The following is a 14,718-nucleotide window of genomic DNA, read 5'->3' on the forward strand; positions in this document are numbered from 1 at the left end:
CTTTTGGCCTTTTCCACGCCCCCTGCTGCCTTCACTTTCGATGCCATTGGGTCGCCTCGTCATTCCAGCGTCGCCGCTCCCGGCCACAACGTCATGCTCGCCGAACGCGGGACCCGCAGCCGGCGACCACACAGTGAGGAAAGGCCATGAACGTCATGGGATTTCAAGCCGGTGCACACGGGCTCCACGACGAGACGGCTCTGGCCGCGATGAAGGCGCTCATCGAGCGCGACGCGCCCCATCTGCCGGCCGGCTTCGCCGACACCTTCCTCGCCGCCGTGGCGCCGGAGGATCTGGCGCCGCTTCCGGCGGCCTGCATCGCCCTCCTGCTGCGCGAGGCCTGGGCCCATGTGGCCGGCCGCCCCAAGGGCCAGCCGAACGTGCGGGTGTTCAATCCGCCGCTGCCGGGGCCGGCCATCACCGTCATCGAGGCGGTGAACGACGACATGGCCTTCCTGTTTGACTCGGTTGCCGGCGAACTCGCCGACCGGGGGCTGGTGGTGAAGCTTGCGGCCCACCCCATCCTGCATGTGGAGCGCGACGGCGACGGCGGGGTGCGCGGCCTGGAGAACTCCGGTCCCGGCAGCCTTTCGGAAGAAAACCGCGAAAGCCTCATCCACATCCACGTCGCCGCCATCGACGAGGCCGCGGCGGCGGAGCTGAAGGCGGGGCTGGACAGGACGCTCGCCGACGTGCGCGCGGCCAATCTCGATTTTTCCGCCATGCGCAAGCAGGTGAAGAGCCTGTCGAAAGGCTACCGGCGCGAGAAGCGACCCTATGGCGACGACGCCCGCGAGGAAGCCGCCGACGTTCTCGAATGGCTCACCGAGGACAATTTCATCTTCCTCGGCCTGCGCCACTACGAGCTGAGCGAGGACGGCCTGAAGGCCGAGGCCAATAGCGGCCTCGGCATCCTGCGCAATCCCGACGTCCACGAACTGCGCCTCGGCGATGCGCCGGTGGTGACGACGCCGGAAATCCGCGCCTTCCTCGAAGGCCCCACCCCGCTGCTCTTCACCAAGGCCAGCCTGCGCTCGCGGGTGCACCGGCGGGATGTGATGGACTATGTGGGCATCAAGGCCCACGACGAAAAAGGCCGGCTCATCGGCGAGGTGCGCCTCATCGGCCTGTTCGCCTCCACGGCCTACACCCATTCCCTGCGCGAGATCCCCTATCTGCGCCTCAAGGCGGATTCGGTCATCCGGGGCGCCGGGCTCGAGCCGGACAGCCATTCCGCCCGCGCGCTGTCGACCGTGCTGGAGACCTACCCGCGCGACGACCTGTTCCAGATCGACGTGCCGACGCTGCTCGTCCACGCCCGCGAGATCCTCTCGCTCTATGACCGGCCGCGCCTGAAGGTGCTGGCGCGGGCCGACCGGTTCGATCGGTTCGTCTCCGTGCTCACCTTCCTGCCCCGCGAGCGGTTCGATGCGCAGGTCCGCGACCGGGTGGGCGCCATCCTTGAGAAGTCCTACGGCGGCACGGTCACCTCCCTGGAACAGGCGTTCGTCGCCGGCCTGCCGCTCACACGCGTTCATTACGATATCGGCCGCACCGAAGGGCGTATCCCGGAGGTGGACAAGAGCGAGCTGGAGCGGGCGGTGGCGGACGCCATCCTCACCTGGCGCGACCGCCTTTCGGCCGCCGTGGCGAATGTCCCCGGCATCGACGCCGGGGATGCGGCACGCCTGTCGCGACGCTATGTGGAGGCGTTCGACCCCGGCTACCGCGCGGCCTATGGCGTGCCGACGGCGCTCGCCGACATCGAACTGCTGGAACGCCTCTCCGAGGAACGGCCCGTCGCCCTCGATTTCTACCAGCGCGAGGGTGACGACGACCGGCGCATCGCCCTGCGCCTTCTCTCCTTCGGCGCGCCCCTGCCGCTGGCGGCGCGGGTGCCCATGCTGGAGAATATGGGCCTCAAGGCCATCAACGAGCGCACCTTCCGCATCGAGCCCGCCGGCGGTCCCAAGAGCTGGGTCCACGACATGTCGCTGGAGCGGGCGGACGGGGGCTCCATCTCGGTGGAAGGCTCGGCCGCGCGGCTGGAGGACTGCCTCAACGCGGTGCTACGCGGCGCGGCGGAGAATGACGGCTACAACGCCCTCGTGCTCGATGCCGGCCTCAGCTTCCGCGAGGCGGCGCTGGTGCGCGCCCTCGGCCGCTACCTACGGCAGGCGGGCATCCCCTTCTCGCAGGACTATATCTGGCAGACGCTGAACCGCCACGGCGCCCTCGCCCACGCCATCGTCGGCCTGTTCGAGGCCCGCTTCGACCCGGCGCTGGACACCTCCGCCGAGGCCCGCGCCGCCCGCGAGGCGCCGCTGCGCGCGGCCATCGACGACGCTCTCGCCGCGGTGTCGAGCCTCGACGAGGACCGCATCCTGCGGCGCTTCGTGAACCTCGTGGATGCAGCGCTGCGCACCACCTACTACCAGAAGGATGCGCAGGGCCGCCTGCGCGAGCCCATCGCCATCAAGTTCGAGAGCGCGAAGGTGGAGGGCCTGCCCCTGCCCCGCCCGCTCTACGAGGTGTTCGTCTATTCGCCCCGCGTGGAGGGCGTGCACCTGCGCTTCGGCAAGGTGGCGCGCGGCGGCCTGCGCTGGTCCGACCGGCCGCAGGATTTCCGCACCGAGATCCTCGGCCTCGTGAAGGCGCAGCAGGTGAAGAATGCGGTCATCGTGCCCGTGGGCGCCAAGGGCGGCTTCGTGCCCAAGCGCCTGCCGGCCGGCGGCTCGCGTGAGGCGGTGTTCGCCGAGGGCACGGCGGCCTACGAGGTGTTTGTCTCCTCGCTCCTAGACCTCACCGACAATCTGAAGGGCGGCGCCGTGATACCCCCGGCCGATACGGTGCGGCTCGACGGGGACGACCCCTATCTCGTGGTGGCGGCCGACAAGGGCACGGCCACCTTCTCCGACACCGCCAACGCCATCTCCGCGCGGCACGGCTTCTGGCTGGACGACGCCTTCGCCTCGGGCGGCTCGGTGGGCTACGACCACAAGGCCATGGGCATCACCGCCCGCGGCGCATGGGAGGCGGTGAAACGCCACTTCCGGGAAATGGACATCGACATCCAGACCACGCCTGTCACCGTGGCCGGCGTCGGCGACATGTCGGGCGACGTGTTCGGCAACGGCATGCTGCTGTCCTCGGCGCTGAAGCTGGTGGCGGCCTTTGACCACCGCCACATCTTCCTCGATCCCGAACCGGACCCGGCCCGCGCCTTCGCCGAGCGGCGGCGCCTGTTCGATCTGCCCCGCTCCTCCTGGGCCGACTACGACGCTTCCCTCATCTCCAAGGGCGGCGGCATCTTTCCGCGCAGCGCCAAGAGCATCGACCTCTCCGAAGAGGTCCGGGCGCTGCTGCGCTTCCCGAAGGCCAGCGCCACGCCGGCGGAGCTCATCAACGCCATCCTGAAGGCGCCGGTGGACCTGCTGTTCTTCGGCGGCATCGGCACCTACGTGCGCGCCTCCGCCGAGACCGACGCGCAGGCCGGCGACCGCGCCAATGATGCGGTGCGCATCGCCGCCGCCGATCTCAACGCCCGCGTCATCGGCGAGGGCGCCAACCTCGGCATGACCCAGCGCGGGCGCATCGAGGCGGCGCGCAAGGGCGTGCGGCTGAACACCGACGCCATCGACAATTCCGCCGGCGTGAACACCTCCGACGTGGAGGTGAACATCAAGATCGCCCTCGCAAAGCCCCTGGAGATGGGCGACCTCAGCGTGCCGGACCGCGCGGCGCTGCTGAAGCAGATGACAGACGAGGTGGCGCGCCTCGTCCTCGTCAACAATTACGACCAAACCCTCGCTTTGTCCCTCGCCGAACTGAAGGGGGCGGACGACCTCGCCTTCCAGCAGCGCCTGATGCAGATGCTGGAGGCGCGGGGCGAGCTCGACCGCTCGGTGGAGTTCCTGCCTTCGGATGCCGAGATCGCCGACCGCCGCTCGCGCGGCGAGCATCTCACGCGGCCCGAGCTGGCGGTGCTGCTCGCTTATGCCAAGCTCGCCCTCAAGGACGACCTCATCGGCTCCAGCGTGCCGGACGACGCCTATCTCTCCGGCGAGCTGGTGCACTACTTCCCGCACGAATTGCAGGACCGCTATCCCCACGCCATCGAGACCCACCGCCTCCACCGGGAGATCATCGCGACGGGCCTCGCCAACGCGATCGTCAACCAGGGCGGCCCCTCCGCCATGGCCCGCATCTCCGACCAGACAGGCGGGGATGCCGCTTCCATCGCCCGCGCCTTCGCAGCGGTGCGCGACAGCTATCACCTGCCGGAACTGACCGCCGCCATCGACGCGCTGGACAACAAGGTGGACGGGCACGTCCAGCTCCAGCTCTATGCGGCGGTGCAGGACCTGATGGTGGGACGCACCATCTGGTTCCTCGGCAACGTCTCCTTCGCCGACGGCATCGCCGGCGTGGTCGAGCGCTACCGCAGCGGGGTTGCGGCGGTCGCGGCCGCGCTCGACGAGAGCCTGCCGGAAATCTGGCGCAAGGATCGCGCCGGGCGCGTGGCGGATCTCGTCGCCCAAAGGGTGCCGGAAGAACTTGCCCGCCGCGTCGCCTCCATGCCGGCGCTGGCGGCGGCCTCCGACATCGCGCTGATCGCCGAGACCACCGGCAAGGCCATCCCCAGCGCGGCCAGCACCTTCTTCGCCGCCGGCCGCTACTTCGCCATCGACGATCTGCTCACCCAGTCCCGCAGCATCATGGCCCCGGACTATTACGACCGGCTGGCGCTGGACCGCTCGCTGGCGCAGCTCGAGACATTCCTGCGCCGCATCACTGAGGCGATGCTGGCGGAGGGCGTCTCCGGCGAGGCTGCGGTGGAAGCCTATGTGGCCCGCCGCCGCGAGGAGGTGGAGCGCATGCGCCGCACGGTGCGCGACATCGCCCAGTCCGGCCTCAGCCTTTCCAAGCTGACGCTGGCCGCGAGCCTGCTGGGCGATCTGGTGAAGGGCTGAGGGGGGCGCCCCCCTTCAGGCCGCTCCCGCCCGCACCGGGACCACGGCGGCAGCCGGAGGCTCCGACGCGGGCGCCTCCATCTGCGCCGCCTCCACCGCGCCTTTCACGGTGGACACCGCCGCCGCCTCGCCCTGAAGCACGGGCGGCGGTCCATCGGCCATGAAATCGGCCACAACCACGCGCCGGCCGGTGCGGTCGCGGCTCAGGGTGCGGATGGTGTAGCGGCGGTGCGCAGGCGTCGCGGGGGAAAGATAGGCGAGGACGACCATCCCGGCCTGCCCCGTCGCCAGCCGCCGGGCGCCGCCAGGCGCCGCCGCCTCGGCCGCGACACCGTCCGCTATCAGACGGTAGACCAGCAACTGAGCCGCCGCCTCATCAAGGGCCGAGCGGGCGGGAAGCACCAGCACGGACGGCCCTTCCGGACGCGGACCGGCATCGTCAGCATCCGCCCCTTCGGCCGCGACCTTCTCCTCGGGCGCCGGCAGATGCTCCAGCAGATCGGCGAGGGTGTCGCGGATGCGGACCTGACGCTCGGCATCGAGCGCGCCCCGCGCGGCATCGCGCTGGGCGAGCTTCAAAGCCGGCAGCACCACGCCATCGCAATAGGCGTCGAGATCGGTCTGACGCAGGACATCCTCGGCGGAGGCGGCCGCCTCGATGGGGTCGCCCGCCAGGAGCCGCTGGTAGAGAAGTTCGCTGTCCGAAAGCGGCGGCCGGTCGCCGAGGGCGACGTCCAGGAATTCAAGGCTCTCCACATGACGCCCGAGCACCACCAGGCACAGGGTGAGCGGGGTGGAGAGAAGCAGCCCGATGGGTCCCCAAAGCCAGGTCCAGAAGGTTGCGGCGGCGATCACCGCCACCGGCGAGAGGCCCGTGGAGCGGCCATAAAGCAGGGGCTCGATGACGTGCCCCACCAGCGGTTCCACCACGATGAACAGCGCGAACGCGGAAAACACCATGGTCCAGCCGGGATCCACGGCCAGCGCAAAGCCGATGGGCAATGCGGCGGCCACCGCTGCGCCCACATAGGGCACGAAGCGCAGCACCGCGGCCGCGATACCGAACAGAAGCGGGCTCGGCACTCCAATGAGCCACAGGCCGAGGCCGATGACCGTGCCGAACGCGGCATTCAACGCCACCTGCGTGAGGAAGAAGCGGGACAGCCGCCGCGCCGCATCGTCGAGCGCCGCCGTGGTGCGCTGCATGTCGTGGGCACCGGCGAGGCGCACGAAGCGGTTTCTGAGGTCCTCGCGCTGGAGCAGGATGAACAGCACGAAGATAAAGATGATGCCGATGGTCGCCAGAGGATGCAGCAGCGGCGCCATCACTGTGGAGAGGGTGCCGAGCGTGCCCGGCGGCGGCTGGCGGATTTCCACCGGGAGCGGCCGCCCGCCCGTCGCGAAGGGCCCGCCCTCCTCTTTCACGGCCTTGGCCGGGTCCGGCGCCTCCAGCTCCCGCCCGAGGTCCTGGATCATGTCCATGGTCCGCTCGAACGTGCCGGAGCCGCCGGTCGCCTCCTTCACGGAGCGGATTTTCTCGCTGAGGTTGAAACGGTATTTCGGCAGTTCGGCCACGAGATCGGAGGTCTGAAGCGCGATCACGGAGCCCAGCGCCAGAAGGCCGACGAAGGTGGCGATCACAACCACCACCGCGGCCGCCGTGCGCGGCACCCGCACCCGCCTGAGAACGAGAATGACCGGGGCCAAAACGAAGGACAGGAGGATGGCCACCGCGATGGGCACGAACACGTCGCGCCCCACATAGAGCACGGTGACGATGGCGATGGCGGTGAAGAAGGCGAGCAGCCGGTCCCGCCCGGGCAGATCGACGCCTGCGGCCGGGCCGGGCAACGACGGATCCTGTGACTGCAGCATCGCCGCCTCTCTCCCCAATCTCGCGCCCTCGGCGCCGAACACGGCATCAACGCTGCGGCGTGGCAGTTGATCCATTCAAACAGGATCAGAATGCGGAAGGATCGGAACGGGGGGCTCGACCTTGGCGTTCAGGGAAGAGATGTCCGCAGGGAGCAGCGAAGCGCCATGTACATCTACAAGGTCGTCTGGCGGGCCGCAGGCGAGGAGAACCCGCTGCACGTGCGTGACAAGCGCCCGCCCAAGGCCATCGCGCGCGATCTCGTCAAGGACGGCTACCTCGTGACAGAGGCGGTCGCCGTGCGCGCCGCCTCCTCCGCCTTCAAGGACGAGGAGGGCAACGCGGTGCAGGAGGACTTCTTCTCCGTCGCGCCCGTGGGGGCCGCCGTGCTGGTCGCCTCCGCCGTCGCGGCGCTGGTGGAGCATGTGGTGCCGGCCGGCGCCGAGCCCATGCCCGAATTTCCCGCCTGAGCGGTTTCGCGCCCGGGATGGTTCCCCTCGGACGTGGGTGCTGCCATGGTGCGGCATCTTTTGCCAGCCATTGCGGAACCCGCCCTTGCCCTCCTCGCAGCCCTACGCCCGCGTCCCGCGCCGGGCGGTGATCGGCTGGATCCTGTTCGATCCGGCCTGCCAGCCCTTCTTCGCGCTCATCACCACCTTCATCTTCGCGCCCTACTTCGCCTCCGCCGTGGCCTCGACACCGGCCGAGGGGCAGAGCCTGTGGGGCTTCGCCACCGGCGCGGCCGGGCTCGTCATCGCCATCTTCTCCCCGGTGCTCGGGGCGGTGGCCGATGCCTCCGGCCGGCGCAAGCCGTGGATCGCGGCGTTCGGGCTGATGCTGATGACCGGGTCGGCGCTGCTGTGGTTCGCGGTGCCGGGTGACACGGCGCGCATCCCGCTGGTGCTGGCGGCCTTCGCCATCGGCACCATCGGGGTGGAGTTCGCCACCGTCTTCAACAACGCCATCATGCCGGACCTGGTGCCGCCGGAGCGGCTGGGCCGGCTCTCCGGCACCGGCTGGGCGGTGGGCTATTTCGGCGGGCTGGTGGCACTCGCGCTGATGCTCTGCTTCTTCTCCACCGCGCCGGATACCGGCTTCACCCTCATCGGCCGGCCGCCGGCGTTCGGGCTCGACGCCGCGACCCGCGAGGGCGACCGCTTCTCCGGCCCGCTGACCGCCCTGTGGTTCGCTGTGCTGGTGCTGCCCATGTTCCTGTTCGTGCCCGACCGCAGAAAAAGCGTGCCGCTGGGCGAGGCGGTGCGTAAGGGACTGTCGGAAATCCGCGGGCTGGTGCCGAAGCTGCGGACGCGCCCGGCGCTCGCCCGCTTCCTCATCGCCAACATGATCTATGCGGACGGCCTCGTCGCCCTGTTCGCCTTCGGCGGCATCTTCGCCGCCGGCCTGTTCGGCTGGGGCTCCATCGAGATGGGCATCTTCGGCATCCTCATCACCGTGACCGCGACCATCGGGGCGCTGGCGGGCGGCTGGCTGGACGATGCCTTCGGCCCGCGCATCGTCATCCTCTTCGCCCTCCTCGCACTGCTCCTCGCCTGCGTGGGCCTCCTGTCGGTGGCCCACGATTCCATTCTGTTCGGGCTGGTGCCCACCCCGCCGGGGACCGGCCTCTACGGATCGCTGCCGGAGAAGGTCTATGTAGGCTTCGGGCTGCTCATCGGCATCGTCGCCGGCCCGCTGCAATCGGCCTCGCGCACCCTGCTGGTGCGCCTCGCCCCGCCTGAGAACATCGGCGAATGCTTCGGCCTGTTCGCCCTCTCCGGCAAGATCACCTCGTTCGCCGCCCCGACATCGGTCGCCGTTGTGACGGCGCTGACCGGTAGCCAGCGCGCGGGGGTGGCGGTGCTGGTCGCCTTCTTCAGCGTGGGGGCCGTTCTTGTTGCAGGGCTACGGACACCCTTGCGGGCGGATGGCGGACAGGCGAAGGATGGGCCACGCACAGCGAACCAGGCGCGCAGGGAGTGACGCCATGACCATCCGCTCCATCCGCTTCGATCCCGCTCCGCCGCTGGACCCCAACGCCGCGACGACGGTGCATGAATGGTATCAGGATCGCACCGGCGCCTTTTCAGCGGGCTTCTGGGCCTCCGCCCCGTCGGAGATCGAGGTGAGCTATGACGAGGACGAGTTCTGCGTCCTCATCGAAGGCACCGTGGAACTCACTGACGCCTCGGGCCACACCGAGACCTTCGTGACCGGCCAGTCCTTCGTCATCCCCTCGGGCTTCAAGGGGGTCTGGAAGAGCGTGACCGCGGTGCGCAAGTTCTACGTGGTGCATCTTCCCGTAGTCGGCACGGGCGCAGCGTCCCTGCCCGATGCCGCGGCCGATCTCGCCGGAACTTGAACCGCGTGGCGGGAACCGCGATCGCCCCGGACATGTTGCCCTTTCGAGACGTCGTTTCCGAAGGAGGCTCGCCCATGTCGATCCGGCTGCAACTCGCCGCCATGCTGTTCATGATGATCCAGGCGGTCACGTTCTTCGCCGCCCTCCTGTTGCTTCTGCTGTCGCCTCTGGCGCGCGACGCCATGACCCTGATGCCCTTCGTGGTGCTCGGCTCGTCGATCATCTCCGCGCCGCTCTCCTGGTGGCTGGCGCCGCGGCTTAGGGCGCGTACCTGGCGGCGCGAAGGCACCGCCGAACTGCTCCGGTAAAGGCTCGCCTGCGGCCAAGCTCGCAATCCGGCGCGCGCGATGCCATTTTGTTCCCTTGAGCGAATCACGCGCACCGAGACCTTTTGCATTGAGACCGCCTGAATCCCCGCGCCGTCCGGGCCACGAGCCCGGCGGAGTGCCAGAGCTACCCGGCCTGAAGCCCGGCGGCATTGCCGCCCGGGCCCGCGCCGGCATTGCGCCCGCCGGGCCGCAGGCCTCCTATCTTTCCGGCCTCAATCCCGAGCAGCGCGAGGCGGTCGAAACGCTTGAAGGACCGCTCCTCGTGCTGGCCGGCGCGGGCACCGGCAAGACGCGGGTGCTCACCGCCCGTGTCGCCCATATCCTCGCCTCCGGCCGCGCCTTCCCCTCGCAGATCCTCGTGGTGACCTTCACCAACAAGGCCGCGCGGGAGATGAAGGACCGCATCCACGGCATGGTCGGCGACCAGATCGAGGGGATGCCCTGGCTCGGCACCTTCCATTCCATCGGCGTGCGCATCCTCCGGCGCCACCACGAGCTGGTGGGGCTGAAGAGCGGCTTCACCATCCTCGACACGGACGACCAGATCCGCCTGCTCAAGCAGCTCCTCGCTGCCGAGAACATCGACGAGAAGCGCTGGCCGGCACGCCTGCTCGCCGCCACCATCGACGGCTGGAAGAACCGCGGCCTGTCGCCGAAGGACGTGCCGCCCGGCGAGGGCGCCGTCTTCGCCAACGGCAAAGGCGGCATGCTCTATGCCGCCTATCAGGCGCGTCTCAAGGCGCTGAACGCGGTGGATTTCGGCGACCTGCTGCTGGAAGGCATCCGGCTGTTCCGCGAGAACCCCGACGTGCTCGCCGAATACCACCGCCGGTTCAAATACCTGCTGGTGGACGAGTATCAGGACACCAACGTCGCCCAGTATCTCTGGCTGCGCCTGCTGGCGCAGGGCTCGAAGAATGTCTGCTGCGTCGGCGATGATGACCAGTCCATCTATGGCTGGCGCGGCGCGGAGGTGGACAACATCCTCAGGTTTGAGAGCGATTTTCCTGGCGCCAAGGTCATCCGGCTGGAACGCAACTACCGTTCGACCGGCCACATCCTCGCTTCCGCCGCCCACCTCATCGCCCATAATGAGGGGCGGCTCGGCAAGACCCTGTTCTCCGAGGGCGACGAGGGCGAGCGCGTCTCCGTCACCGGGGCCTGGGATTCCGGCGAGGAGGCCCGCGCCGTCGGCGAGGAGATCGAAGCGCTGCAGCGCGCCGGGCATCGCTTGTCGGAGATCGCCATCCTGGTCCGCGCCTCCTTCCAGATGCGCGAGTTCGAAGACCGCTTCGTCACGCTGGGTATGCCCTATCGCGTCATCGGCGGCCCGCGCTTCTACGAGCGGGCGGAAATCCGCGATGCGCTGGCCTATCTGCGCTGCGTGAACTCCACCGCCGACGACCTCGCCTTCGAGCGCATCGTCAACGTGCCCAAGCGCGGCATCGGCGATGCCACGGTGAAGCAGATCCACGATGTCGCCCGCGCGGCCGGCGTGCCGCTGCAGGAAGCCGCGCGCGTTCTCACCGAGAGCGAGGAGCTGAAGCCCAAGGTGCGCGGCACGCTGCGCGGGCTCATCCAGGCCTTCGAGCGCTGGCGCGAGCAGGCGCGCACCATGTCCCACACCGAGATCGCCGAGATCGTCCTCGACGAGAGCGGCTACACGGAGATGTGGCAGAAGGACCGCTCCGCCGAGGCGGCCGGCCGGCTGGAAAACCTTAAGGAGCTGGTGCGCTCCATGGAGCCGTTCGAGAGCCTGCCCGGCTTCCTCGAGCACATCTCCCTCGTGATGGACGTGGACAACGGTGCCGGCGAGGATGCGGTGCAGGTAATGACGCTGCATTCCGCCAAGGGGCTGGAATTCGACACCGTCTTTCTGCCCGGCTGGGAGGAAGGCCTGTTCCCCCACCAGCGCGCTTTGGACGAACAGGGCAAGGCGGGCCTCGAGGAAGAGCGGCGGCTCGCTTATGTGGGCATCACCCGCGCCCGCGCCTCCGCCCGCATCTGGTTCGCCTCCAACCGGCGCATCCACGGCATGTGGAATTCCACCGTCCCCTCCCGCTTCCTCGACGAACTCCCCGATGCCCACGTGCAGGTCGAGGAAAGCCGCGGCGGCATGGGCTGGGGTGGCTCGTCCTATGGCGGGGGCGGCAGCTACGGGCAGAGCCGGTTCGACCGGGCCGAGCCCTTCGCCGCCTCCTCCTATTCCACCCCCGGCTGGCAGCGGGCGCAGACCAGCCGCGCCCGCACCGAAGCCGGTGGCGGGAGTGGCGGCGGCCGTGGCGGCTTCTCCGAGCGCGGCGGGCGCTACGATGCCGGCGCGGCGGCGCGGCGCGGTCCGATGGTGATCGAGGGCACGCTGGTGGCCTCGTCCTCGGCCTCGTCCTCCGCCTTCAAGCGGGGGGAGCGGGTGTTCCACATCAAGTTCGGCTATGGCGAAATCACGGGCATCGACGGCAACAAGCTGACCGTGCAGTTCGACAAGGCCGGCGAGAAGCGGGTGCTGGAGACCTTCGTCGAGAAGGCCTGACGCAGTCCTCAGGGGCGAGGGGAAATGGCGCCTCGATCCGGCGGGGCGGCCCCTCATCTTTGCCCTGATCTTCCCCTAGCGTCGCCCGCGCCGCAGACTTCAGATCGATGATCGCACTCAACATCCTCCTGCTCGGCGCCGAAATGCTGGTGTATTTCGGCGCGATGCTCGCGCTGTTCCGCCTGCGCGGAACGCTGGGAATCGGCGTGTTCTTCTGCGCACTGGGCTCGCTCCATTTCATGGAGACGTACCTGGCTGCCGCCTATTACGTGCAGCTGCCCTTCTCGGTCTCCCTGTCGCCCGGCTCTGTGGTATTATTTTCGGGAAAGCTGGCGCTTCTGCTGCTCGTGTACATTCGCGAGGATGCGCTGGTGGCGCGCCAGCCCATCTATGGGCTTTTCCTCGGCAATCTGGTGATGCTGGCGCTCGTCTTCCTGCTGCGCCTGCACGATGTCGTCCCGGCCCCCGGCGTGCCGGGGGACATCGCCTTCATGGACCAGCTGGGCGCGCTGGCGGTGTGGAGCACGCTGCTGCTCTTCATCGATTCCATCGCCATGATCCTCCTCTACGAGCGCCTCTCGTCGCGAGTGAAGCGGTATCCAGTGGCGGTCATCTGGGCGACGCTCGCGCTGGTGCTCACCTTCGATCAGGTGGGCTTCTTCGGCGTGCTGCATTTCGCGCTCGACGTGCCGCTCTCGGCGGGCATCGGCGGCTGGGTCGGCAAGATGGTGGCGGCCGGCTTCTATGCCCTGATGCTCGCACTCTATCTCGACCGCTTCGAGATGGCCGGAGATCCGCTGCGCCCGCGCATCGCCGACGTGTTCGACACCCTCACCTACCGCCAGCGCTACGAGCAGCTGGAGGTGACCTCCCGGCTCGATCCACTCACAGGCGTGCTCCACCGCGGCCAGCTGGAGCCGCTCGGCCGCGACCTCGTGGCGATCGCCCGCAAGACCGGCCGGCCCATGAGCCTGCTGCTGGTGGATGTGGACGACTACAAGGAGGTCAACGACATCCACGGCCATGCCACCGGTGACGCGGTGCTGCGGCAGCTGGCGGGTGCCATCTCCGAGAGCCTTCGGCAGTCGGACCATGTGGTGCGCTATGGCGGCGACGAATTCGCAGTGCTGGCGCCGGGCGTGTCCCATATCTCGGCGGTGGCGCTCGCCCACATGCTCAACGAAAGCGTGACGGCGCTGGCTCTGCCGGACGGCGTACGGAAGCAGACCCTGTCCATCGGCGTCGCCACGCTGCCCGAGGACGGCCAGACCTTGACGGCACTGCTCGAAGCGGCCGACAAGCGCCTCTACGCGGCCAAGGCCGCCGGGCGCAACCGCGTGACGGGGGCGACAGGCGACGGCGGCCTCAGCGACAACGGATGACGTTTTCCCCATGCTCGAAGGCCTCCCCCCCAACGACGCCACCCATGTGATGCGGGTCGAGGCGCCCCGCCGGCAAGCGCAGCGCATCGCCGACCTGATCTCGGAGACGTTCGACCCCGCCGAGGTGGCGGTGGCGAATTTCGAGCGGACGGACGACGACTGGGTGGTGGAGGTCTATGCCGGCGCCGCCTTCGATGCGGACACGCTGCGCGAGCTGGTGGAGATCGCGGCCGGCCCCGAGCTGGCCGCCGCCGTGACCTTCGGCGAGATCGAGCAGAAGGACTGGGTGGCCGCGAGCCTGGAAGGCCTCGCGCCCGTGGCCGTCGGGCCGGTGGTGGTGCATGGCTCGCATGATCGTGGCCGGGTGGGGCCGAACCGCATCGGCATCGAGATCGAGGCGGCGCTGGCCTTCGGCACCGGCCACCACGGCACCACGCAGGGCTGCCTGCACGCCATCGTCAACGCCGCGCGCCGGGGACGCCCGCAGCGCGTGCTGGACGTGGGCACGGGCACGGGCGTGCTCGCCATCGCGGCCGAGCGGCTGTTTCACACGGAGATTGTGGGCAGCGATATCGACATCATCGCAGTGCGCACGGCCAAGGCCAATGCCGCGGCGAACAAGGCGCCGGGGGTGCGCATGGCGCATGCGGCCGGTGCAGGGGCGCGGGCGATCCGCATCCACGGGCCCTACGACCTGATCCTCGCCAACATCCTGCTGCCGCCGCTGAAGCGGCTGGCGCGCCCGCTCGCCTCATTGCTGGCGCCGGGGGGACGCATCGTCCTGTCGGGATTGCTTACCGCGCAGGTTCCGGCCGCGCTGGCGGCCTATCGCGCGCAGGGGCTGCACCTCGTCAGCCAGAGGCATATCGAGGGGTGGGCCACCCTGACCCTCGCCGCGCGGTCGGATCGGCCGCGCGGATGAGGGATCGTCAGTCGTCTCAGTTCAGCGGATCGCGGCCGTTGAGCTGGACGTAGCGGGACAGCTCGCGCTCGGCCTGCTCCATGCGGGCGGCGATGATCGCGTCCATCAGGCGGGCGAAGAAGCCCTTGCCGGCCGCAGCCTTGCCAGCCTTGGGAGCGGCAGAGCGGGTTTCGCGAGAGAGGGTGTCGGGAGAAAAGGTCACGGCGCTCATGGAGGCCTCCTGCACTGGCCCTACGGGGCTTTATCGCAGTGCAATATATGCCTCTGTGCAGCGCACCAGAACTTCCGGCTCGGCATGCCAGACCTGCGCGGAGCGCACGGTAAAGGCATGGTTGCCAAATAGGCAGTTC

The 14,718-nt window shown here is 69.2% G+C and carries 10 protein-coding genes; 8 read left to right on the forward strand and 2 right to left on the reverse strand.

What is annotated here, in order from left to right:
• The first annotated feature begins 146 nt into the window (after positions 1–146).
• Positions 147–4,973: an NAD-glutamate dehydrogenase gene (locus FHT36_RS11605; protein ID WP_169122645.1), complete on the forward strand. Its 4,827-nt coding sequence runs from the start codon at positions 147–149 to the stop codon at positions 4,971–4,973.
• 15 nt (positions 4,974–4,988) lie between these two features.
• On the opposite strand, the gene FHT36_RS11610 is transcribed toward FHT36_RS11605, so the two are convergent.
• Positions 4,989–6,848, reverse strand: a complete 1,860-nt coding sequence (locus FHT36_RS11610; RefSeq protein ID WP_169122646.1) for an AI-2E family transporter — start codon at positions 6,846–6,848, stop codon at positions 4,989–4,991.
• Between the two features lie 165 nt (positions 6,849–7,013).
• Here FHT36_RS11610 and FHT36_RS11615 point away from each other — a divergent pair, with 165 nt between their 5' ends.
• The 7 genes from FHT36_RS11615 (at position 7,014) to FHT36_RS11645 (ending at position 14,368) form a co-directional block, all read left to right on the forward strand.
• The gene (locus FHT36_RS11615) at positions 7,014–7,316 is read left to right on the forward strand and encodes a hypothetical protein (protein WP_169122647.1); all 303 of its coding nucleotides are present in this window, start codon (positions 7,014–7,016) and stop codon (positions 7,314–7,316) included.
• A complete protein-coding gene (locus tag FHT36_RS11620; protein ID WP_169122648.1) occupies positions 7,270–8,826 on the forward strand; it encodes an MFS transporter in 1,557 nt (518 codons plus the stop codon). The genes FHT36_RS11615 and FHT36_RS11620 overlap by 47 nt, the downstream gene beginning before the upstream one ends.
• A 4-nt stretch (positions 8,827–8,830) precedes the next feature.
• Positions 8,831–9,205 carry a cupin domain-containing protein gene (locus FHT36_RS11625; protein WP_169122649.1) on the forward strand — a complete coding sequence of 125 codons (375 nt, stop codon included), beginning with the start codon at positions 8,831–8,833 and terminating at the stop codon, positions 9,203–9,205.
• 74 nt (positions 9,206–9,279) lie between these two features.
• Positions 9,280–9,513: a hypothetical protein gene (locus FHT36_RS11630; RefSeq protein ID WP_169122650.1), complete on the forward strand. Its 234-nt coding sequence runs from the start codon at positions 9,280–9,282 to the stop codon at positions 9,511–9,513.
• A 55-nt stretch (positions 9,514–9,568) separates the two neighbouring features.
• The gene (locus tag FHT36_RS11635; RefSeq protein WP_407077070.1) at positions 9,569–12,064 is read left to right on the forward strand and encodes an ATP-dependent helicase; all 2,496 of its coding nucleotides are present in this window, start codon (positions 9,569–9,571) and stop codon (positions 12,062–12,064) included.
• Positions 12,065–12,171: 107 nt separating this feature from the next.
• Positions 12,172–13,446: a diguanylate cyclase gene (locus FHT36_RS11640; protein WP_169122652.1), complete on the forward strand. Its 1,275-nt coding sequence runs from the start codon at positions 12,172–12,174 to the stop codon at positions 13,444–13,446.
• A gap of 10 nt (positions 13,447–13,456) precedes the next feature.
• Positions 13,457–14,368 carry a 50S ribosomal protein L11 methyltransferase gene (locus FHT36_RS11645; RefSeq protein WP_169122653.1) on the forward strand — a complete coding sequence of 304 codons (912 nt, stop codon included), beginning with the start codon at positions 13,457–13,459 and terminating at the stop codon, positions 14,366–14,368.
• A gap of 16 nt (positions 14,369–14,384) precedes the next feature.
• Here the strand turns inward: FHT36_RS11645 and FHT36_RS11650 are convergent, their stop codons facing one another.
• Positions 14,385–14,579 carry a hypothetical protein gene (locus FHT36_RS11650; RefSeq protein ID WP_169122654.1) on the reverse strand — a complete coding sequence of 65 codons (195 nt, stop codon included), beginning with the start codon at positions 14,577–14,579 and terminating at the stop codon, positions 14,385–14,387.
• Positions 14,580–14,718 lie beyond the last annotated feature (139 nt).

Origin of the sequence: Xanthobacter sp. SG618 (assembly GCF_012932745.1) — a bacterium.
GTDB classification, from domain to species: domain Bacteria; phylum Pseudomonadota; class Alphaproteobacteria; order Rhizobiales; family Xanthobacteraceae; genus Xanthobacter; species Xanthobacter flavus.

Excerpts from the sequence above, each read along its gene's own strand:
- FHT36_RS11605 (WP_169122645.1), top strand. The coding sequence starts at position 147 with ATGAACGTCATGGGATTTCAAGCCGGTGCACACGGGCTCCACGACGAG.
- FHT36_RS11610 (WP_169122646.1), bottom strand. The coding sequence starts at position 6,848 with ATGCTGCAGTCACAGGATCCGTCGTTGCCCGGCCCGGCCGCAGGCGTC.
- FHT36_RS11615 (WP_169122647.1), top strand. The coding sequence starts at position 7,014 with ATGTACATCTACAAGGTCGTCTGGCGGGCCGCAGGCGAGGAGAACCCG.
- FHT36_RS11620 (WP_169122648.1), top strand. The coding sequence starts at position 7,270 with ATGTGGTGCCGGCCGGCGCCGAGCCCATGCCCGAATTTCCCGCCTGAG.
- FHT36_RS11625 (WP_169122649.1), top strand. The coding sequence starts at position 8,831 with ATGACCATCCGCTCCATCCGCTTCGATCCCGCTCCGCCGCTGGACCCC.
- FHT36_RS11630 (WP_169122650.1), top strand. The coding sequence starts at position 9,280 with ATGTCGATCCGGCTGCAACTCGCCGCCATGCTGTTCATGATGATCCAG.
- FHT36_RS11640 (WP_169122652.1), top strand. The coding sequence starts at position 12,172 with ATGATCGCACTCAACATCCTCCTGCTCGGCGCCGAAATGCTGGTGTAT.
- FHT36_RS11645 (WP_169122653.1), top strand. The coding sequence starts at position 13,457 with ATGCTCGAAGGCCTCCCCCCCAACGACGCCACCCATGTGATGCGGGTC.
- FHT36_RS11650 (WP_169122654.1), bottom strand. The coding sequence starts at position 14,579 with ATGAGCGCCGTGACCTTTTCTCCCGACACCCTCTCTCGCGAAACCCGC.